This window comes from Janthinobacterium pasteuri, assembly GCF_051380775.1.
In the GTDB taxonomy this organism is placed as follows: Bacteria; Pseudomonadota; Gammaproteobacteria; order Burkholderiales; family Burkholderiaceae_D; genus Janthinobacterium.
In genome coordinates this window covers 134,873-155,250 of record NZ_JBNYXS010000008.1, presented here as the reverse complement: position 1 = coordinate 155,250, position 20,378 = coordinate 134,873, and the positions used below count along the sequence as shown (strand labels likewise).

The window sequence follows — 20,378 nt, the reverse complement described above, 5'->3', positions numbered from 1 at the left end:
ACCGAGCCCGTTCTACCGCGCCTGGCTGACGGGAATTTCTTCCCCGTTCAGCTTGATCGCCACCTTGACGATCTGCGCCTTGACCTGGTTGCTGGCCATGTCCGCTTCCTGGGCGTAGGCATACACGATGATGGCGAAGTCCTTGTAGCCGCTGCGCGCCGCCTCGATCTTGCGGGCCGCCTCCTGGTCCACTTTCAGTAGCGAGTAGCCGTCGCCATTCGTGAACGCCAGCTTGTAGTCGCCGTTGTCGTACATGTAGTAATACGTGCCCGCTTCGGCGAACTTGGCGGGGAAGGCGGCCTTGTCCATCGCGTATGGCGACAGCGCGCCCTGGCCATTGATCTGGTAGCGCAGGTAGCGTGTGGTTTTCGCTTCGCTGACCTTGGCGTCGATCTGCGGTTTCAGCGCATCGAGCACTTCCTGCTTGCGGAAGGCGTCGTTGCTGCCCGCATATTCGCGCGAGATGCGCTGTGCCACGGCCGCGTAGTCGGGCGGCACGCCGGACAGGGCGATGTAGCTATACATCAACTGGTTGCCGCTGCTGATGTCGACATAGCTGGCGCTTGGCGTGGCAGTGTCCGCTTGCGGCAGGCTGGCGGCGGCCGCCTTGACTTGCGCTTTCGCGGCCAGGTCGGCGACATTCGCCGCGACGGGGGCAGAAGCGGCCGGCGCGGCGGTGTCGGACTTGCCGCAGGCGGACAGCAGGACGGTAATGGCGAGCAGGGCGGGGAGGGTACGTTGCATGATATTTCCTTCAATGAGTGTGTAAGAGGTGACTTGGCCGACGGGTTTAGCAAACGTTCTTGCGCTTGTATTCGCCAACGCCGTAAGCGGCCAGGACGATGCTGGCTGCCAGCACCAGGTAAAAGCCGATGCCGAAGGACAAGCCTTGCCACACTTGCCCCAGCATTTCGCTGGCCATCTGCTCGGCCATGCGGGCCGCGCGGCTGCCCATGATGCCGCCCATGGCGTTGCCCGCATCGCTGACGGCGCCCTTGATCTTGATGAACAGCACGCTGCTGTGGATGACGACGAACAGCAGCGGCGCGCACTTGCCCAGCGCCGCTTTCGGGTGGCTGCTGGCCATGGTGGCGCAGCAGGCGGCAATCGCCAGCAGGAAGAAGCATTGTGCGGAGGTAAAACCGCCGCCGCCATCGCGGGCAAAGCTTTCCAGGCTGTCGGCGGACAGGCCCAGCAACTGCCAATAGGTGCGCGAGACGGAGGCGAACAAACGGATGCCGATGGTGTTGAAGATAAAGGCGCCGGCGATCAATACACCCAGGCTGGCCAGCACCTTGATGCCCAGCGCCGAGACTGCCTGGCCCCACAGCTGCTGGCCCTTGTCGCGCGCCAGTTTCGCCGCGCCGGCCATCTCTTCCTGCGCCAGTTGCTGCGTCGCCACGGCGCTGACGGTGGCGAGGCTGCCAGCGTCATCGAAGCGCACGTCGACGACGGCGTTGATGGCGGGCGCCACGTCCGAGCGCCAGTGAGTAGTGACGTCGAACGCATGTTGAATGCCGGCCACGCTGACGGAACCTTGTCCGCTCGGTTGGTAGGCGAGGATGCGGCCCCGTTGGCCGGTGGTGGTGAATGGTTGCATGAGATTTCCCTGGTCACTGTCATGCTGTATTGCATGTACCCACGGATAACGGGGGCAGTTCAGGAAAATCCAAAAGTATTTTGAGTTATTTTTTCGGCGGCTGCAATACGTCCTTGGCGGCGCCCTGGTAATCCTTCATCAAACCCATGAAGGCATCCTGCAAATGCCGGGCCGCATCCTGCGGCGGCGCACCCGTACGCCGCGCCAGGTCGAATTTATACGCATGGGCGGGGCTGTAGCCCGCTTGCGTAGCGGCGTCCAGCAGCACGCCGGCCCGTTTCAAGGATGCCTGGTCGCCCTTGACCATCAGCAATTCGGCCAGATAGGTCTGGGCGATCGGGAAATCTTTCGCGGCGGCCTTTTCCAGCCACTGCATGCCCGCCTTCGGCTGTTTGATGCCCGCATCGCCGCCGCCGATGCCATAGCCGAGGGCCGTCAGCGCTACTAAATCTCCACCGCGCGCGCGCTTTTCCAGCTGCTGGCGGGGAAACGGCCGTGCCGCGATCTGCATGCGGATTTCATAGTTGATGTCTTGTAAGACGTTGCCTGGCCACACCTTCGCGCCGGCTGTGGCTGGATTTTCCACCGCTGGCGCTGGCGCCGGGACCGGTGCGCGCATGCCGCCCTGGCCTTGCGAGCCGGTCAGCACGCTGGCTGGAGGCGGGCTGACGCCCTTGCCGCTGCCCATGTTCAGCACCAGACGCGCCGACGTTTCGCCAAACGAGACGCGGGGCTTTTGCACATCGTGCGTCATGGCCGCCACCCTTGCCGCCACCTGCGAAAAGACGTCGCCCATCGGCAAGCCCGGGGCATCGAGCGCGTCGAGCAGGGCGCTCGTGTAGGGGCTGTTGCGCGAATCGGGCGACCAGAAATCGCGCGCCAGGGCGCCCGGTCCCGCCGAATAGGCGATCACCACGCCCCGTGGCGCTTGCGTGTCGGCAAAACCGTGGCTGGCCGCATTGCTGCCGCCGGGCACGGGCACCATTGCACCGCCGCGCGTATATTCCTGGCGGCAAGCGTCGAGGATCAGCACGGCGCCGCGCGCGCCCGTGCGCTGCAAATCGCCCGCCAGGCTGGAAACGGACACGCCCTGCGCGGCGATGGCCGCTGCGCTCAGCGCATTCATGTTGGCGCCCAGCGGCAGCACATAGTTCGCTTCGCCCGCCTGCGCGCCGTGGCCCGCGTAAAACACGAGGGCGATATCGGCACCGCGTGCCTGCATGGAAAACTCGGCCGACGCCTTTTGCAGCTGCGCCGCATTGATGTCCGTGCGCAACAGTACTTCAAAGCCCAGGCGGCGCAGGCGTTCGGCCATGGCGCGCGCATCGTTGACGGGATTCAACAGCGGCTGCGGATAGGCCGCATTGCCGATCACCAGGGCGATGCGCTTGCCGGGAGTCGCTTGCACAGGCGCTGGCACGGCGGCGTGCGCTACGTTGCTGCCCAGCAAAAAGAACAGGCTCAAGAACAGGGGAATCAGGCGATGCATGGGCGTCTCGGGAATTGTCGTGAATGTAACAAAAGTTAGCGATTTTTACTGTGATATGAGAAAATTGCTTAAATGCATTTTACCTTACTGACAAGTTTCTCTTGTCTGGCCAGCGCACGGTGCGCGTCGCCCCCGGCCAGTGGCGCGTGCCGCCCAACACACGATCGGACCGGCTGTGCAATCGGAACAATTTGAACGAATTCATGCTTTCTGGACCCGCCGCCCGCAGCTGACGCAAGGCGAACTGGGCGAGTTTTACCAGCGCGTCATCGCCGCGCTGACGCCGTGCCGTCCGCGCGAGGCGGCGTCGCTCGGCGATTCCCTCGCGGATTTGCGCCACCAGTTTTTCATTGAAAAAGTCCTCCACAGCGATAGCGACGCCGCACCCCACCACGTGGGTGCTTTGTTCCTGTACTTCAAGCGCTTCATTATCGACCAGCTGCGCAAGCAGCGCGATGACGAAGATGCCGATGCGCAAGAAGGTTGCGAGCTGCGCGCGCCCGACGCCTATGCGGAACCGCTGCGCGACTATCAGCTCACGCCACAGCAGGTGCGCGACGCGGCCGACAGTTTTATCACCACCTTGCCGCGGGACTTGATCTTGCTGCTGCGCCATTGCGGCTGTGGCGGCATGCCCGTCAGGGAACTGGCCGAGCAGATCGCTTCCGCGCATTACCACGGCGGCAAGCTGGGCCTGGTGCACAGGCAGAACGGCGATAGCCTCAGCGCGGGACGCCAGATCGTCGAACCGGCCCACCGTTCTACCCTGCTGGGCAGCTGGGTCTTGAGCCTGCTCAAGCTGCGCGTGGGCGATGCCTTGACCGCGCGCGATATGCAGGCGGCACAAATAGTTTTGGATATTTTGTGCGTGGCCGCGTTATCCCTGCAACTGGACACCGTGTCCAATTCTCACAATACTGATGAAAGGCCACCGGCATGACTGCATTGACGCCCTCGCTGGCCATCGTTGCCGCGCGCCTGCCATCCCCCCCATCTTCCGCCGAGCTGCTGGACGCGGATGTCAGCGGTGATACCCCCGACTGGCGCGGCATTGCCGTGCCGGAGCACGTGCTGGCAGGCTTTGCGCGCCGCAGCGACGCCGCGCCGCTGGCCGCGCGGCCCATCGCAGGCGGACAAATCCATGTGCTGGCGCGCCGCCCCGGCTTTGGCGCCGTGCTGCTCGATGCCTGGGATAGCCCGCGGCAGCGCTGGCGCGGCTGGCTCGTCACGCCCGACACAGCGTATGCGGATGCCTGCGGCCTCGTGGTCGAGGAGCGCGACGCACCCGTCGACCCGCGTGCGGGGCTGGTGCTGTGCGACCTGCCCGTGACGTTGGCCGTGACGGACCTGGGCGCTTGCCTGGGCGTGTTCAGCCAGGAGCGCTTGCAGGCGGCGCGCTGGCTGGAAATGCATGGCCGCGCCAATGCCGCCAAGGCGGCGCCGGGCGTGATCGCCCGCGTGGCCTTGCCTGGCGACGACTATGTGCTGACGGGCACGCCCCTGTCGAGCGAGCTGGGCAAGGATGGCCGCGTGGCTTACCGGCAATTGCTGCGCCAGGGACTGCAGCAGTTGCAGATCGCTAGCGCCGATGCGCTTGCACCGGTAGCTAAGCCTGTGCAGGCGGCCAACGCCAGCCGCTGGCTGAAGCTCGTCACGGCCGTGGCCGCCAGCGTGATGGTGGCGCAATCGGCATGGCTGTTCCTGCCGAAAGAGAATGCCGTCGTCGGCAATGCGGAGTTCCGCAACGGTGCTCCACAACGCAGCGGCGTCGAGACGGGCGTGCGCCTGCGCGTGTTGTTCCGCGCCGAGGCAACAGAAGCGGAAATCCGTACCTGGCTGCAGCGCGAGCAGCTGGAAATTGTCGCCGGACCGGACACCCTGGGCGCCTTTACCCTGCTGTCGCGCGACCGTCAGAAAGTCTTGCCGCCGCCAGGTCCGGGCAATCCGCTGGCCGTCGTCAATCCCTGAATTGTGAAATAAGAGAAAGTTATCCAGTATGACAACGTATAAGAATTTTGCATCCGCGCATTGGCGCAAATTAGTCGCCGGCGTGGCAGCTGGCATCCTGTTGACGGGTTGCGCCATGACGCCGAACGGCCGTGGCGGCGTGATGGTGGGACTGGATACGGCCGAGTTGTTCGGCACGCCGATTTCCACCTTCCGCCTGCGCGACGGCACGGAAGGCACCTTGCGCAAGGACCCGCAAGGCAAGTATTCGATCAAGCTGTCGCAGGCGTTTCGCGTCGTGCCGCTGGCCAACGCCATCACGGCCCGCGTGGCGCGCGTGGAAAACGTGGGCGAGCGCACCGTGGTGATCGTCGAAACCCAGGAGCGCGGTTGCGCCTACCGCTATGAAGTGCTGGCTTTCCAGGGCACGGACGTGCTGCAGTGGACGGTGGGTAATTGCAAGGACCGCCCCCGTGTGGAACTGGCGGCGGACGCGAAATCGCTGAATATCGATTTTCCCAACTACAACCGCCTGTCGCGCATGATCTACACGGACAACCGCCTGCTCAACGCCAGCGTGGCCGTGCCGCCCGGCGTCGATACGCGCGCGCAGCCGTTTGCCGACGATGCCTTGCGCGCCACCGGCCCGGCGATCGCCACCGTGCCGGGCAACGACAGCGGCCGCGTGATCCCTGCGCCACCGGCTGCCACCCCGGCGCCCGCTAGCGCGCCGAAAACGGGCAGCCGCGCCAGCGCCAGGCCGCGCCGCCAGGAGGCCCAGGCCAGGGCGTCGGCACCCGCCGCCATCAGCCTGCCCGCGCCGCGTACCGCCACTTCAGCGTCGGCAGCGCCGATGATCTTCCAGGCCGAAGAGATCAAGCCCGTCGTCATCGATTTGAGGAAATAAGATGGCCGCGAGTTTACGCAGTCTGCAGATCCGGCAGACCTTGATCCTGATCGTCCTGACGATTATTTACCTGTGCTTCGAGCTGGGCTTCAATGCCCGCCTGCTCGACGTGGTGGGCGGCGACGTCAAGCCGCACGACGTGGAGGGCGTGGAATTTTATGGCCGCAGCCTGTCGGGCATCGCCGCCGCGCTGGTGGTGCTGCAACTGATGTGGCGCCGCCGCCAGAAGAACAATGGCAGCGGCCCCAGCTGGAAAAAAATCATCTTTTGCTGTGTCGCCACGGCTGCGGTCGTATTCGGCATTTTGAAGACCACGGTCACGGTGCTGGTCGAAACGCGCGATGCGCAATTTCGCCGCCTGGCCTTCAACACCACCCTGATGCAGCGCTCGCTGGTGGGCGGCAGCTTGCAATTGCAGGGCCTGGTGGATGATCCCACCCTGTTTGCCAAGCCCGAAGGCAAGGCCTTCCTGGCGCTGTTTCCCTTCCTGGCCGTGTCGGTCGGCCATCTGGACGAGCGCATGGAACCCGCCAAGGAGCAGTTGATCAATTTCAACGTCCGCAAGATCGCTGGCGGCGCGGCCGGGTATTACGAAAAGTACCAGCAGGCGATCGGCGAAGTGCACGACAAGTGGAAATTGTATTCGGGCATGATTCCCGACGACGATGCGGGTTTGCGCCAGCAGCAGGAATCGGCATGGAGCGATTACCGTCAAAGCCTGTCGCGCCATGGCTGGCAACCGGAATCGGTGCCGGCGCGCCGGCGCGCGGCGGTGGTCAATAATGTGCGCAAGAAAGTGCCCGTCTCGGCCAACTGGCACCCGGCCGACCAGATATCGTTCCGCCTGGCAGTCAAGCGCCGCTATGCGTCGGAAGCGGCCAGCAAGGGCTTGAGCATCAAGGGCGAGCGTATTCCGCCTGGCTTGTCCTTCCCCGCCTTCGTGGCGCGCCCCGGCATCCAGGCCGTGCTGCGCGACGGGCCCGACGGTGGCGACGGTAGCGAAGCGAGCAAGGGCTTGCGGCTGCCCAAAGGCGCCGTGGTGCAAGACGCATATGCGAGCCCTGCCGAGTTCAGCCGCTTGTTCGACCAGTTCGCCGCGCGCCAGACGGCGGAAAAGCTGGTGGAATACCGCGCCAGCCCCAACGACTTCGAGGTGGGCGGCAAGTACTTTGAAGAGGGCAAGGAAGCGGCGCGCGCGGCCATCGTACCGCCCGTGGCCCTGTTTTTCTCCTTGCTGGGCGCCATCGGCCACTTCTCGAAACTGCTGTACCTGATCGCCACGGTGGGCTTGCTGGTGCTGGCGACGCGCCGGGGTGAGCAGGCGGGCGCCGATGGCCAGCTGAGCCGTCGTTCCGCCTGGATCGCCACGGGCGTGCTGGCCGGCGCCTTCCTGGGAACCTGGGGTATCTTCAGCCTCTCGGACAATAATGTCACGCGCAGCGACTTGTTTCGCCAGATGCTGGACTGGAACCGCCAGGCGGCCGACGACAGCACGCGCTGGCAAATCGCCGGCAAGGGCTTGCTGGCCAATATCACGCACGTCGTGGCGGTGGGGCAGGGCTACAGCTACCCCGTCAACGAAGCGATCCGCATCAATGTTTTGCAGGGAATCGAATATGGTTATCATCCGCAACAAAAATAAGGCGGCCGCACTGGCCCTGCTGCTCTGCATGGCCAGCACGGCTGTCCACGCCGACTGCCTGGGCATGAAGGTGCATGCCCACCGTGGCGCCGGCAATGCGCCGGAAAACTCGCTGAGCGCGCTGCGCAACACGTATTTCGGCACCTGGGACGGTGTCGAGACGGATTTGCAGCTGCTGGGCGACGGCAGCTGGGTGGTGCATCACGATCTGTTGACGGGGAGAGTCGTCGACACGGGATCACCGCGTACCGTGAAGCAACTGACGGCCGACGACTGGCGCGCCGCCAGCATGAAGAACCGCGGCGTGCTGACGGCGGAAACGCCGCCGTTCGTCAGCGATGTCGCCGACCTGGCGACGGCTTTCCCGGCTAAAACCCTGAATGCGGAAATCAAGGATGTCGTGTCGTCGTGCGCGCCCATCGCCACCCTGGTGGGGCAGTTGCGTGCGAACATCAAGCATGGCAACTGGTTCCTGACTTCGGGCGTGCCGAACAACCTCGCTTGTGCGCGCCGCGCCGATCCGCAGGGTTATCTGGGTTTGCTGGTGTTTGACGCGCGCAATGCGCAGGCGGCCGGCGCGAACCGGGTCAGCCGCTATATCGCGAAAAATGCCCGTCCGCCCAAGCTCGACAAGCCGTGGCTGCAGCGCGTGCAGCAGCAGATCGGCATGCCTGCCGGCGTGCACGTGGATGCGCGCAGCCTGGATGCCAATCCGAATTTGCTGATGGACGCCGCCAGCCTGAGCATGCCCGTCTTCGTCTACGCCGTCGATGGCGATTCGGCCCTGGCCGCATCCTTGCTGCGTGCCCAGCAGCGCAGCCACCGCTGGCCCAGCGGCGTCATTCTTGACGGCAATCCCGAAACGTTTTGCGCGATGATGAAGTAAGCTAACCCTTCTCTGCGACACGATGGTTTTGCCGTGCAGCAGAGCGCCTTCCCACTCCAGAAATAGCAGCTTCCAACGGCCCGTGCAGGGCCGCTTTTTGTACATTTTTTGCGCATTGCAGCATCGATAATGTTTGCATGGCGCGCCTGACTGGCCTATAAATGTAATCGATTACATTTTAATTCAAAAGCCCATGCAGCCAGCCGTTCCTTCTCTTTTGCCGACAGAAACCGTCTCCATCAGCGCCGTTGCTGCGCATGCGGGCGTGTCGGTGGCCACCGTCTCGCGCGTGATGAACGAGCAGGCAGGAGTGCGGGCGCCCACGCGCGACAAGGTGCTGGCGTCCGTGGCGGCGCTCGGCTACCGCATGAACCATCTGGCGCGCAGCCTGCGCACGGCTGAGAGCCGCATGCTGCTGACCATGGTGCCCGACGTGGGCAATCCCTTCTATGCGCAGATCGTGCGTGGCATCGACACGGTGGCGCGCGAACACGGCTATTTCGTGCTGCTGTGCGACACGGGCGCCGATGCGGGCCGCGAGCGCTCGTATTTCGACTTGCTGCGCATGCACCGCGCCGACGGCGCCATTTGCCTGGACCCGGACACGGTGCAGCATGCCCTGTCGCATGAATCCGTCAGCTTGCCGTGGGTGGCGTGCTGCGAATTCGACCCTGCCGTGGCCGTGCCCTATGTCGGCATCGACAACCACCGGGCTGCGTCCGATGCTGTTGCGCATTTGCTGGCGCGCGGCCACACGCGCATCGGCCTGATCAATTCGGACGAGCGCTATCTGTACGCGCGGCAACGCCAGCAAGGCTATCTGGACACCCTGGCGGGCGCCGGCTTGCCCGTGCAGCCGGAATGGGTGCACACGGTGCAAAGCCTCGATTACGAAGCGGGCACGGCCGCCACCCTGCAGATGATGGCGGGACCGGATGTGCCCACCGCCATCTTTGCCGTCTCCGACACCCTGGCCATCGGCGTGCTGAGCGCGCTGCGCCAGCTGAACAAGCGCGTGCCCGAAGACGTGGCCGTCATCGGCTTCGACGATATCGCCATTGCCGCGCAGATAGCTCCCGGTCTCACCACCATCGCGCAGCCGATGCGCGAACTGGGTGAGACGGCGGCCCGATTATTGCTGCAGCGCCTGGCCAACCCTGTGGCCAGCGTGCCGGGTGTGCTACTGCAACACCGATTAATTCTGCGAGGGAGTGCATAGTGAGCGTTGCCGTCGGTTTCGAGGGGGTGTGCAAGGATTTTGGCCCCGTGCGCGTCTTGCATGGCGTCAGTTTTACCTTGTCGCCCGGACGCGTGTATGGCTTGCTGGGCGAAAACGGCGCGGGCAAGTCGACCCTGATGAAAATCCTCGCCGGCTACGAAGCCGTGAGCGAGGGGCAGCTGCTGATCGATGGCCAGCCCCGGCGCTTCAGCAGTTCGCGCGCGGCGGAGAGCGCCGGCATCGTGCTGATCCACCAGGAATTCAACCTGGCCGAACACTTGACGGTGGCGCAAAATATGTTTCTGGGCCATGAAAAGACGCGTGGCTGGCTGCTCGATGAGGCCGCCATGCGCATGGAAGCGTCGCGCTACCTGAAACAGGTGGGCCTGGAGGTGTCGCCCGATACAAAAATCCGCGACCTCATCGTGGCTGAAAAGCAGCTTGTGGAAATCGCCAAGGCCCTGTCGCGCCGCGCCCGCTTCCTGATCATGGACGAACCCACGGCCACCCTGACGTCATCGGAAACCCAGCGCCTGTTCGCCGTGATGGCCCAGCTGAAAGCGGATGGTGTCACGATTTTGTATATTTCCCACAAGCTCGACGAAGTGGAGCGCAACACGGACGAAGTCATCGTCATGCGCGACGGGCGTTTCGTCACGCGCGAGCCGACGGCCAGCCTGACGCGCCAGCAGATGGCGAACCTGATGGTGGGACGCGAATTGTCCGACATGTTCCCCGCCAAGGCGGCGCTGGCGAAAGAAGCTCCTGTGCTCCTGAAAGTGGAGGGTTTGTGCGTGCCCGGCTGGTCGAAAGACTTGTCGTTCGAGGTGCGCGCCGGCGAGGTGCTGGGTTTTGCGGGCCTGGTGGGCGCGGGGCGCACGGAATCGTTCGAGGCGCTGCTGGGTCTGCGCCCGCGCAGCGCGGGAAAGATCTTTCTCAATGGCCAGCCCGTGGACATCCGCACACCCAGGCAAGCCATGCAGCACGGCATGACCTACCTGAGCGAAGACCGCAAGGGCAAGGGCTTGCATGTGCACCTGGGCTTGCGCGAAAACCTCACCATGATGACGATGGAGCGCTATGCGCGGCCCTGGCTCGATGTTAAGGCGGAGAAGCAGGCGCTGGCCACGGCCGTCGAGGACTTCAATATCCGCACGGGCGACCTCGACAGCCGCGCGCGCATGCTGTCGGGCGGCAATCAGCAAAAGCTGGCGCTGGCGAAATACCTGCATTCGGACCCGCGCGTCGTCGTGCTCGACGAGCCGAGCCGTGGCGTGGACGTGGGCGCCAAGCGCGACATTTACTTTCTGATCCACCGCCTGGCCGCCGAAGGGCGCGCCGTGATCGTGATTTCGTCCGAACTGATCGAATTGATTGGCTTGTGCCACCGCGTGGCGGTGATGCGCGCCGGCACCTTGCAAGCCACTCTGGCTGCTGACCACTTGACTGAAGAGGAGTTGATTGCCCATGCAACCGGCACGCACTGACACCACCGTATCCCCGATTGCCGCCGCCGTTGCCCGCTTTGGCGCGCGCATCAAGGGCTTTGGCCCCGTGCTGGGCCTGCTGGCCCTGTGCATCGCGGGCACCTTGCTCAATGGCGACTTCGCCACCCTGGACAACCTGATGAACGTGCTCACGCGCACGGCCTTCATCGGCATCATCGCCGTCGGCATGACCTTCGTGATTATCTCGGGCGGCATCGACCTGTCCGTCGGCTCCATGGCGGCCCTGATCGCCGGCTGCATGATTTATTTCATGAATGCGCTGGCGCAAGGGGCGGGGGGGAGCTTGGCGCCGATCACCATGCTGGTGCTGGGCATCGCCATGGCGCTGGTGCTGGGCGCGGGCTTCGGCCTGATGCATGGCTTGCTGATCAGCAAGGGCAATATCGAACCGTTCATCGTCACCTTGGGAACACTGGGCATCTTCCGCGCCGTGCTGACGTATTTGGCCGATGGCGGCGCGCTGACCCTGGACGCGACCCTGTCTGAGCTGTACAGCCCCGTCTACTACACAAGCGTGCTGGGCGCGCCGATTCCGATCTGGATTTTCCTGTTCGTCGCGGCGGCTGGCGCCATCATCCTCAACCGCACGACGTTTGGCCGCCACGTGCAGGCGATTGGTTCCAACGAGCAAGTGGCGCGCTATGCGGCCATCAATGTCGACAAGGTCAAGATCGCCACCTACATGCTGCTGGGCGTGTGCGTGGGCATCGCCACGGTGCTGTACGTGCCGCGTCTGGGCTCGGCCACGCCGACTACGGGCTTGCTGTGGGAACTTGAAGCCATCGCTGCCGTCGTCGTGGGTGGCACGGCCCTGAAAGGGGGAGAAGGGCGCATCGTCGGCACCGTCATCGGCGCCATCCTGCTCTCCGTCATCAGCAATATTCTGAATTTGACCAGCATCATCAGTGTCTACCTGAATGCCGCAGTGCAAGGCGTGGTGATCATCGCCGTCGCCTTCCTGCAGCGAGGCCGCAAATAGAAAAAGAGCGGCGTTCTGAAAGGGCGGCCACCGGGCGCTCACAACCTTGGAGGAGAGCAGCATGAAGAGCTTTATACGGGTAGCAGGGATGGCAGTGCTGGTGATGCAGGCGTGGGCGCTGTCAAGTGCGCAGGCGCAGGCCGCTGACAAGCTCGTCGTCGGCGTGGCCATTCCCACGGCCACGCACAGTTTTACCTCGGGCATCGTGTGGTGGGCCAACCAGGCCAAGGCGGAGCTGGAAAAAGCCCATCCGGGCCTGAAGATCATCGTCAAGACGGCCGCCACGGCGCCCGAACAGGCAAACCAGTTGCAGGATATGTTGACGGTGAACAAGATCAACACTCTGGTGATCTTCCCCATCGAGTCGGCGTCCCTGACGCAGCCCGTGGCGCAAGTGAAAAACAAGGGTGTGTACGTAACCGTGGTGGACCGCGGCTTGACGAATACGCAGTCGCAGGATGCGTACATCGCCGGTGACAACACGGCGTTTGGCAAGCTGCCGGCCGAGTATCTGGCGAAGAGCCTGAATGGCAAGGGCAATATCGTCGTGCTGCGCGGCATGCCGACCACGCTGGACAACGAGCGCTACGATGCGTTTTCTGCCGTCATGAAAGGCCATCCCGAGATCAAGGTGCTGGACGCCAAGTATGGCAACTGGAACCGCGACGATGCCTTCAAGGTCATGCAGGATTATCTGACGCGCTTCAAGCATATCGACGCCGTCTGGGCGGCCGATGACGACATGGCTATCGGCGTGCAGAAGGCCATCGCGCAAGCGAAGCGCACGGACATCAAGCAAGTGTTCGGCGGCGCGGGCGCGAAGGGCGCCGTGAAGAAAATCATGGACGGCTCCGACCCGCTGATCGTGGCCGACGTGTCGTACTCGCCCAAGTTCATGTACGACGCCATCAAGCTGACGACGGAAGCGCGCCTGAAAGGGGATAAATTGCCGGCCAACACGATCATTCCCTCGGTGCTGATCACGCGCGAGAACGCCAGGCAATTCTACTTTCCGAACTCGCCTTTTTGATTTTTTCGTAATGCACCCAACAGCAAGTGCTGGGGTCAGACCCGTCGGGTCTGACCCCGGATTTTGCCCCTGGGGTTGATAAGGACTTTTTATGAAAACCATCCAGGGCCCGGCCATTTTCCTGGCCCAGTTTCTCGGCGATGAAGCGCCGTTCGATTCGCTCGAACACCTGGCGCAATGGGCGGCCGGCCTGGGCTACAAGGGCTTGCAGCTGCCCACGGCGCCGCGCTTGTTCGACCTGGAACAGGCGGCCGCCAGCCAGCAGTACTGCGATGATGTCAAGGCCTTGCTGGCGCGCCATGGCTTGCAGGTGACGGAATTGTCGACGCACTTGCAGGGCCAGCTGATCGCCGTGCATCCCGCCTACGACGCCCTGTTCGACGGTTTTGCGCCTGAGCACGTGCGTGGCGATAGCGCGGCCCGCACGGCCTGGGCCACGCAGCAATTGCTGTGGGCGGCCACCGCCTCGCAGCGCCTGGGTCTCGCTGCGCACGTGACGTTTTCCGGCGCGCTGGCCTGGCCGTATCTGTACCCGTGGCCGCAGCGTCCCGCTGGCCTGGTGGAGACAGCATTCGGGGAACTGGCCAAGCGCTGGCTGCCCATCCTCGATGCGTTCGATGCGGCCGGCGTGGACCTCTGCTATGAATTGCATCCGGGCGAGGATTTGCACGACGGCGTGACGTTCGAGCGCTTTCTTGCCGCCGTCAACGATCACCCGCGTGCCTCCATTTTGTACGACCCCAGCCATTTCGTGCTGCAGCAGCTCGACTATCTTGCCTTCATTGACATTTATCATGCGCGCATCAAGGCCTTCCATGTGAAGGATGCGGAATTCCGGCCCAACGGGCGCCAGGGCGTGTATGGCGGCTATGGCGACTGGCAAGACCGGGCCGGGCGCTTCCGCTCGCTCGGCGACGGGCAGATCAATTTCAAGGCGATTTTTTCCAAGATGGCGCAGTACGACTTCCCGGGCTGGGCCGTGCTGGAATGGGAATGCTGCCTGAAACACCCGGAAGATGGGGCGGCCGAAGGGGCACGCTTCATCCGCGAACACATCATCCATGTGGCCGAACGCGCTTTCGATGATTTTGCGGGCAGTGCGGTGGACCAGGATCAAATTCATCACTTGCTTGGCTTGAAATAAGGAAAGAACATGCAGCGACGCTTACGGCTGGGCATGGTAGGGGGCGGGCAGGGCGCGTTCATCGGCGCCGTGCACCGTATCGCGGCGCGCATCGACGACCAGTACGAGCTGGTGGCGGGCGCCCTGTCGTCCGATCCGCAGCGTGCGCGCGACAGCGGCGCTGCGCTGCACCTGGCGCCCGAACGCTGCTACAGCGATTACCGCGCCATGGCGCAGGCGGAGGCTGCCAAGGCGGATGGTATCGAAGCGGTGGCCATCGTCACGCCCAACCATTTACATGCGCCCGTCGCCACGGCTTTCCTGAAAGCGGGCATCCACGTGATTTGCGACAAGCCGCTGGGTATTTCGCTGGCGGAGGGCCAGGCGCTGGCGGCGCTGGCACAACGTCAGAACCTGCTGTTTGCGCTCACGCATACCTACAGCGGCTACCCGCTGCTGCGCCATGCGAAAGCCATGGTCGAGGCGGGCGAGATCGGCGAGCTGCGCCTCGTGCAAGTCGAGTATTCGCAGGACTGGCTGGCCGATGCGATCACGGCAGGCGGCATGAACGAGGGCAATTGGCATAACGACCCGCGCAAGGCCGGGCCCGGTGGCACCCTGCTCGATGTGGGGCTGCACGCCTATCACCTGGCGCAGTTCGTCAGCGGCTTGACGCCGCACGCCGTGCTGGCGGAATTGTCCACCTTTGTTCCCAAGCGCACCCTGGACGACCATGTGCAGGTGATGCTGCGCTATGCGAATGGCGCCAAGGGCACCCTGTGGGCCAGCCAGGTGGCGACGGGCTGTGAAAACACGGTGCGCCTGCGCCTGTTCGGCAGCAAGGCGCAGCTGGACTTTGACCAGGAACAGCCGAACCAACTGTGGTGTACGCCGCAGGGCGGCAACCGCCAGCTGCTGCGCCCGGGGCGGGTCGACAGCGCGGCCGCGCGCCACGCTACGCGCGTGCCGGCCGGCCATCCGGAGGGTTATCTTGAAGCATTCGCCCAGCTGTATCTGGATGCCGCCTTGCGCATTCGCGCCTTGCAGGCAGGGGCGCCCATACCGGAGGCGGCGCGCTGGCTGCCTACCGTCAATGATGGTGTGGCGGGCCTGGCCTTTGCCGAAGCCGTGCTGCGCAGCCATGCGGCTGGCGCGCAGTGGACGACCATGGCTGACTGTTAAACTGGGCGCATGAGCGCACCCTTTACTATCACCATCCTCCCGCTAGGCTGGCAATTCCCGGCCGAGGCCGGCACCACCGTGCTGGCCGCCGCCGAGCTGGCCGGCATCCGCCTGCTCAGTTCCTGCCGCAACGGCACCTGCCGCACGTGCATCTGCCACATGCCCGAAGGAAAAATACACTACACGGTGGACTGGCCCGGCATCAGCCCCGATGAGCGGCTCGACGGCTATATCCTGCCCTGCGTTGCTGTGGCTGAAAGCGATATCACTATCCAGGCGCGCGCCGTGCGCACGGGCGCCTGACTTTGAGCCTATCCCGGTAGATGAATACATCTCCTGCTGGCGCGCCTCGGAAGCGGGGACTGCGTTGCTCGTCGTCGCGTGGCTCGCCACGCGTCCTCCTCACGCCTTGTCCGCGCTCCCGAATACACTGCCAGCAGCAGACGCTCCCTACCGGAATAGGCTCTCACAACGGCTTGCCGCCCTTGAGGCGCTGCAGCAGCGCGTCCACGCTGTCGCTGACGGGCAAGCCGTGGCGGCGCAGCAACTGCACGTGCAGCACCAGGTTTTCCAGCACCAGCTTGGCCGCCACGGCCAGCAAGGCCAGGTTGCGGTCTTCCGGGCTGAAACTTTCCATCGCGTCGGCCATCTCGCACAGGTGGTTGGCGATCAGGCCGCGCAATTCCTGCTCGTCGAAAGGCAGGTCGGCAAAATCGATGGGATCGGCCACTTCCACTTCCTGCATCAGCACCGCTAGTTCTTCCGGGGTAATCGTCATGCCTGGCCTCCTTGTGTGCCCGGCCCTATTTTAGGGCATGCGCCATTGTATCGTCGGCAAAGCGGACTAGAAAACGAAGCCGTGCAAGACCCGCACCGCATCGTGCGCAGCGTCGGCACGCCCGATGCCGGCTGGCACTGGCAGGAAGTGACCACGGCGTCACTGTCGTATTTCGGCTTTGCCGTGGCCGTGCATCCGCGCGATGGCGACACGGCCTGGTTCGTGCCGGCGCAGGCGGACGTGCTGCGCATTCCCATCGATGGCGCGCTGGCTGTGACGCGCACGCGCGACGGTGGCAAAACGTTTGAGGTGTTGCGCGCGGGCTTGCCGCAGCAGCATTGCTACGACCTTGTCTACCGTCACGGGCTGGCGCTGGCCGATGATGGGCGCAGCCTGCTGATGGCCTCCACCACGGGCGACGCCTGGTATTCCGGCGACGCGGGCGAGCATTGGCAGACGCTGTCTGCCCATTTGCCGCCCGTTTATGCCGTCTGTTTTGCCACGCCGTAATAGCACAGGAAAATATCGACGGCCAGTTCCGTCACTTCGCGCCGGCGTGCCGGGCCCAGCAGAGGCTCACCCAGGGTGATCTGCGGCCAGAAGGCAAAGGTTTTTAAAGGCGACATCAGCAGGTGCGCCACTTCCAGCGTCTCGCCCGCCTTAATGCGCCCATCTTGCTGCGCCGCGCGGATCCAGATATTCAGGCCTGTTTCCTTTTCATTCAGGCGCGCCACCATGGCTTGCGCGCGCTCGGGCGAGTGGATGGTTTCGCCAAAGATCACGCGCGCCAGGTCCATGAATGCCGCATCGCATAGCAAGACCATTTTCTGCTCGACCAAGGCCAGCACCTGCGGGCGCAGCGGCTGGTCGGCAACATAGGGCACGGCTGGCTGGGCCACGCTGCTTTCCCACATGCGCTGCAGGATTTCCGCAAACAGCTCATCCTTGCTGGGGAAATGGTTGTACACGGTGCGCTTGGAAACGGCTGCCGTGGCGGCGATCTTGTCCATGCTGGTCGCATCAAAACCGTGCTCGCGAAACTCGGCGATAGCGGCATCGACGATGGCGACGCGCTTGCGGTCGGTGAGGCGTTGCGGTGCGGCCATGGCGGGAAATCTCCTTTGAAAACAATATTTTACACCTCTTGGTTTACTTTGCTCAAAATAGGAACTACACTGTGTAGTGTAATTTAATCCTTGCATTTTATTTACCGAGCCACATATGCACTTGCACCGCATCTTATTCTTGGGAGTCCTGATCATCATGAGTTCTTGCACCTTGCGCGCCGAGTCTGCGGCGCTTGTTGAATCCTTACAACGCCACGACGGCAAGTTTCGCAATCCCGTGCAGATGCACAAGCTGGGCACGACCGCCACGCTCAAGTTGATGTGGACATTTTTCTTTGACAAGCCCGACAGCACGGTGCCGGCTGCAGCCGTGCCCGTGCAAGCCTTGAGCCAGGCACAACTGCTGGCCGCGCCGGACAACAGCCTGTTTCGCCTCGGCCATTCGACCCTGCTGCTGAAACTGAACAATGAATTCTTCCTCACCGACCCCGTATTTTCCGAGCGCGCCTCGCCCGTACAGTGGGCGGGGCCGAAGCGCTTCCACCAGCCGCCGATCAGCATCGCGGACTTGCCGCCGATCAAGGCCGTCATCTTGTCGCACGACCATTACGATCATCTCGACCATGCCGCCGTGCTGCAACTGGCCGCCAAGACCGAGCACTTCGTCACGCCGCTGGGCGTGGGCGATACCTTGATTCGATGGGGCGTACCGGCCGCCAAGGTGCAGCAGTTCGACTGGTGGCAGGGCACAACGATTGGCGGCGTGAAACTCGTCGCCACGCCCTCGCAGCATTTCTCGGGACGCGGCTTGTTTGATGGCAATCAAACCCTGTGGGCGTCATGGGTCATCGACGCGCCGGACGTGCGCGTGTTTTTCAGCGGCGATTCCGGCTATTTCGGCGGTTTCAAGCAGATCGGCGACAAGTACGGGCCGTTTGACGTGACCATGATCGAGACGGGTGCCTACGACAAGCTGTGGCCTGACGTGCACATGCAGCCGGAGGAAACCCTGCAAGCCCACCTGGACTTGCGCGGCAAGTGGCTGATGCCCGTGCATAACGGCACCTTTGACCTGGGTTTGCATGCCTGGCATGAACCGTTCGACCGCATCACGGGGCTGGCGGCGAAGCAGGGCGTGAACCTGGCCACGCCGCAGATGGGCGAGGTGGTCGACCTGACGCAGCCGCAGAACGGAGATAAGTGGTGGCTGGCGATGCTGGAAGAGGAAATGGCCAAATAGGCGCGCTTTACGCTGTCACGTTGATCAGGCGGCCCAGGGTCTGGCCATAGCTGTTCAGCTGGGGCGTGCTTTTCGGCGCAGCGGGAGCCGCTTGCTGCGGCACGGCCACCTTGATCGCCTGCTCCAGCTGCGGCGCCTTGACGGCGGCCGGGGCTTGCTGGCTGCTGCGCTGCGTCTGGCTCAGCGATTCCTGTTCCCGCGCCAGCGACTGGCGGCTTTGCGCCAGTTGTTCACTGTCGCGCTGTACATGGTTCTGGCCTTGCTCGACGCGCCGTTGCGCCGTGGCCAGCGAGGCTTGCAGATTGTTGACGGACGTTAGCGTGACCACATTGTTCACCTTTGAAAGTATATCCAGGCGCGCGCAGAAGGGGAAAGGTCAGGCCGGGGGCGCGACATATCTGCAGGTAATCTTTACCTGAATCAAGAGCAGGACAAATTCTCGCATAGTTCCAGTCCATTATGCTTTCTTGATAATTTTATCGTGCGCGCCCTGGGTTGCCAAACCGGCATGCCGAAGCTCCCACATGCTTGGTAAAGTGAGTGCACACTGTCGATTTTTGCCCTTGTTAGTATGCGATTTCCGCTGCCATGCTGCGGATGTGGCAAAAATGTCCGCCTTTGAAAGGTACTTTTCAAAGTGTCAATATGTTGTTGTTTTTCTACCATTGCTGTGCACGGTAATGCGCGGTCTGTTTGGCGCTCTGGGCTATAATTGACGGTCAGAGTTGGTTTCTTTTGCCATACAGACAGGTAGTTAACACATGAATCTCAAGAGCCTCGCAATTGCCCTCGGCATGTCGAAAACGACGGTCAGCAGGGCGTTGAACGGCTATCCGGAAGTCAATTCCCGCACCCGTGAAATCGTCCTGGCCGCCGCCAAGAAAGTCGGCTACCGGCCTAACCCGCTGGCGCGCAGCCTGGCCGTCGGCCGCACCAATGTGCTGGGCATGATCTATCCCCTGCTGCCCAGCGACCTGGGCGATAGCGTCTTTCTTTCCGTGGTGAATGGCATGTCGGACGCCGTGGAAGCGTCGAAGATGAGTCTCATCATCGCCCCCGTGTCGCCGCAGAATGAACAGCCTTCGTATGAAACCATGGTGCGCGGGCGCCAGGTCGATGGCCTGGTGGTGGGCCGTACCAAGGTCGTCGATGAACGCATCGCCTACCTGACGAAGGTGGGCTTTCCCTTTGTCGCGAATGGTCGCACGCGCATCGACGCGCCGTATGCGTATTTTGACTACGACAACGATACGGGCATCGACTTGGCCGTGTCCTTCCTGGCGGCGCACGGCCACCAGCGCATCGCCTTGTTGAGTGCGCCGCTGGACTTGCATTTCGCCTACGAGCGCAAGGAAAGCTTTATCCGCTGCATGGCGCAAGCGGGCTTGCCGCTGGACCCGCACTATCTGCTCGACAATACTTTTGATCGCCGCAGCGGCTACCAGGCCATGCAGCAATTGCTGACTTGCTCGCCCCGCCCCACGGCCGTCATCGTCGACAACCATCTGTCCGGCGTGGGCGTGGTACGCGCGCTGATGGATGCGGGCATCGAGATCGGCAAGGAAATCTCCGTCATCGTCTGGGGCAATGTGGAAGACACCTTGATCGGCATCAATGTCACCACCATCGACCAGCCCGACCTGCGCCGCGCCGGCGCCAAGATGGTCGAGATGCTGCAATCCTTACTGGCAGGCACGCCGCCGGAAAAGCTGCAGGAAATCTGGCAGCCGGTGCTGTTGCCGGGGGCGACGGTGGGGCGTTGCCCTGAATGAAAAAAAACG

At 63.3% G+C, this 20,378-nt stretch carries 20 protein-coding genes and 1 pseudogene; 15 read left to right on the top strand and 6 right to left on the bottom strand.

Annotation, left to right across the window (positions count from 1 at the left end):
• Positions 1 to 12: 12 nt before the first annotated feature.
• The 3 genes from ACQ4WN_RS10965 to ACQ4WN_RS10955 form a co-directional block, all read right to left on the bottom strand.
• Complete coding sequence (locus tag ACQ4WN_RS10965) at positions 13 to 744, bottom strand: hypothetical protein (protein ID WP_436551565.1); 732 nt, start codon at positions 742 to 744, stop codon at positions 13 to 15.
• 46 nt (positions 745 to 790) lie between these two features.
• Entirely contained in the window at positions 791 to 1,600 is an 810-nt protein-coding gene (locus ACQ4WN_RS10960) for a hypothetical protein (protein WP_436551564.1), read from the bottom strand.
• Positions 1,601 to 1,685: 85 nt separating this feature from the next.
• The gene (locus ACQ4WN_RS10955) at positions 1,686 to 3,089 is read right to left on the bottom strand and encodes a caspase family protein (protein WP_436551563.1); all 1,404 of its coding nucleotides are present in this window, start codon (positions 3,087 to 3,089) and stop codon (positions 1,686 to 1,688) included.
• A 175-nt stretch (positions 3,090 to 3,264) separates the two neighbouring features.
• Here ACQ4WN_RS10955 and ACQ4WN_RS10950 point away from each other — a divergent pair, with 175 nt between their 5' ends.
• From ACQ4WN_RS10950 to ACQ4WN_RS10895, 12 genes are all read left to right on the top strand, one after another.
• Positions 3,265 to 4,029 (top strand): hypothetical protein, encoded by a 765-nt coding sequence (locus ACQ4WN_RS10950; protein WP_436551562.1) that lies wholly within the window; start codon positions 3,265 to 3,267, stop codon positions 4,027 to 4,029.
• A complete protein-coding gene (locus ACQ4WN_RS10945) occupies positions 4,026 to 5,057 on the top strand; it encodes a hypothetical protein (RefSeq protein WP_436551561.1) in 1,032 nt (343 codons plus the stop codon). The genes ACQ4WN_RS10950 and ACQ4WN_RS10945 overlap by 4 nt, the downstream gene beginning before the upstream one ends.
• A gap of 82 nt (positions 5,058 to 5,139) precedes the next feature.
• Positions 5,140 to 5,943 (top strand): hypothetical protein, encoded by an 804-nt coding sequence (locus ACQ4WN_RS10940; protein WP_436551560.1) that lies wholly within the window; start codon positions 5,140 to 5,142, stop codon positions 5,941 to 5,943.
• Position 5,944: 1 nt separating this feature from the next.
• Positions 5,945 to 7,585, top strand: a complete 1,641-nt coding sequence (locus ACQ4WN_RS10935) for a hypothetical protein (protein WP_436551559.1) — start codon at positions 5,945 to 5,947, stop codon at positions 7,583 to 7,585.
• Complete coding sequence (locus ACQ4WN_RS10930) at positions 7,560 to 8,471, top strand: glycerophosphodiester phosphodiesterase (protein ID WP_436551558.1); 912 nt, start codon at positions 7,560 to 7,562, stop codon at positions 8,469 to 8,471. The genes ACQ4WN_RS10935 and ACQ4WN_RS10930 overlap by 26 nt, the downstream gene beginning before the upstream one ends.
• Positions 8,472 to 8,664: 193 nt before the next feature.
• Positions 8,665 to 9,690, top strand: coding sequence for a LacI family DNA-binding transcriptional regulator (locus ACQ4WN_RS10925; protein WP_436551557.1), 1,026 nt, complete (start codon positions 8,665 to 8,667; stop codon positions 9,688 to 9,690).
• Positions 9,690 to 11,177 carry a sugar ABC transporter ATP-binding protein gene (locus ACQ4WN_RS10920; protein WP_436551556.1) on the top strand — a complete coding sequence of 496 codons (1,488 nt, stop codon included), beginning with the start codon at positions 9,690 to 9,692 and terminating at the stop codon, positions 11,175 to 11,177. Before ACQ4WN_RS10925 ends, ACQ4WN_RS10920 begins: the two co-directional genes overlap by 1 nt.
• Positions 11,158 to 12,177, top strand: a complete 1,020-nt coding sequence (locus ACQ4WN_RS10915; protein ID WP_436551555.1) for an ABC transporter permease — start codon at positions 11,158 to 11,160, stop codon at positions 12,175 to 12,177. Before ACQ4WN_RS10920 ends, ACQ4WN_RS10915 begins: the two co-directional genes overlap by 20 nt.
• Before the next feature lie 61 nt (positions 12,178 to 12,238).
• On the top strand, positions 12,239 to 13,207 hold the full coding sequence (locus ACQ4WN_RS10910) for a substrate-binding domain-containing protein (protein WP_436551554.1): 969 nt from the start codon (positions 12,239 to 12,241) through the stop codon (positions 13,205 to 13,207).
• 91 nt (positions 13,208 to 13,298) lie between these two features.
• Entirely contained in the window at positions 13,299 to 14,351 is a 1,053-nt protein-coding gene (locus tag ACQ4WN_RS10905) for a sugar phosphate isomerase/epimerase family protein (protein WP_436551553.1), read from the top strand.
• Between the two features lie 9 nt (positions 14,352 to 14,360).
• Complete coding sequence (locus ACQ4WN_RS10900) at positions 14,361 to 15,512, top strand: Gfo/Idh/MocA family protein (RefSeq protein WP_436551552.1); 1,152 nt, start codon at positions 14,361 to 14,363, stop codon at positions 15,510 to 15,512.
• A 9-nt stretch (positions 15,513 to 15,521) separates the two neighbouring features.
• A complete protein-coding gene (locus ACQ4WN_RS10895; protein ID WP_436551551.1) occupies positions 15,522 to 15,815 on the top strand; it encodes a 2Fe-2S iron-sulfur cluster-binding protein in 294 nt (97 codons plus the stop codon).
• Between the two features lie 163 nt (positions 15,816 to 15,978).
• Here the strand turns inward: ACQ4WN_RS10895 and ACQ4WN_RS10890 are convergent, their stop codons facing one another.
• Positions 15,979 to 16,290 carry a hypothetical protein gene (locus ACQ4WN_RS10890; protein WP_436551550.1) on the bottom strand — a complete coding sequence of 104 codons (312 nt, stop codon included), beginning with the start codon at positions 16,288 to 16,290 and terminating at the stop codon, positions 15,979 to 15,981.
• A 75-nt stretch (positions 16,291 to 16,365) separates the two neighbouring features.
• Here ACQ4WN_RS10890 and ACQ4WN_RS10885 point away from each other — a divergent pair.
• Positions 16,366 to 16,800, top strand: a pseudogene (locus ACQ4WN_RS10885) (WD40/YVTN/BNR-like repeat-containing protein); the annotation flags it as partial.
• Here ACQ4WN_RS10885 and ACQ4WN_RS10880 read toward each other — a convergent pair.
• Positions 16,773 to 17,396, bottom strand: a complete 624-nt coding sequence (locus tag ACQ4WN_RS10880; RefSeq protein ID WP_436551549.1) for a TetR/AcrR family transcriptional regulator — start codon at positions 17,394 to 17,396, stop codon at positions 16,773 to 16,775. The pseudogene ACQ4WN_RS10885 and the gene ACQ4WN_RS10880 sit on opposite strands and share 28 nt — an antisense overlap.
• 157 nt (positions 17,397 to 17,553) lie before the next feature.
• On the opposite strand from ACQ4WN_RS10880, the gene ACQ4WN_RS10875 reads away from it, so the two are divergent.
• Positions 17,554 to 18,597 (top strand): MBL fold metallo-hydrolase, encoded by a 1,044-nt coding sequence (locus tag ACQ4WN_RS10875; protein WP_436551548.1) that lies wholly within the window; start codon positions 17,554 to 17,556, stop codon positions 18,595 to 18,597.
• Between the two features lie 7 nt (positions 18,598 to 18,604).
• On the opposite strand, the gene ACQ4WN_RS10870 is transcribed toward ACQ4WN_RS10875, so the two are convergent.
• Positions 18,605 to 18,925: a hypothetical protein gene (locus ACQ4WN_RS10870; protein WP_436551547.1), complete on the bottom strand. Its 321-nt coding sequence runs from the start codon at positions 18,923 to 18,925 to the stop codon at positions 18,605 to 18,607.
• Between the two features lie 433 nt (positions 18,926 to 19,358).
• Between ACQ4WN_RS10870 and ACQ4WN_RS10865 the strand changes: the two genes are divergently transcribed.
• On the top strand, positions 19,359 to 20,369 hold the full coding sequence (locus ACQ4WN_RS10865) for a substrate-binding domain-containing protein (RefSeq protein ID WP_436551546.1): 1,011 nt from the start codon (positions 19,359 to 19,361) through the stop codon (positions 20,367 to 20,369).
• Positions 20,370 to 20,378: the final 9 nt, after the last annotated feature.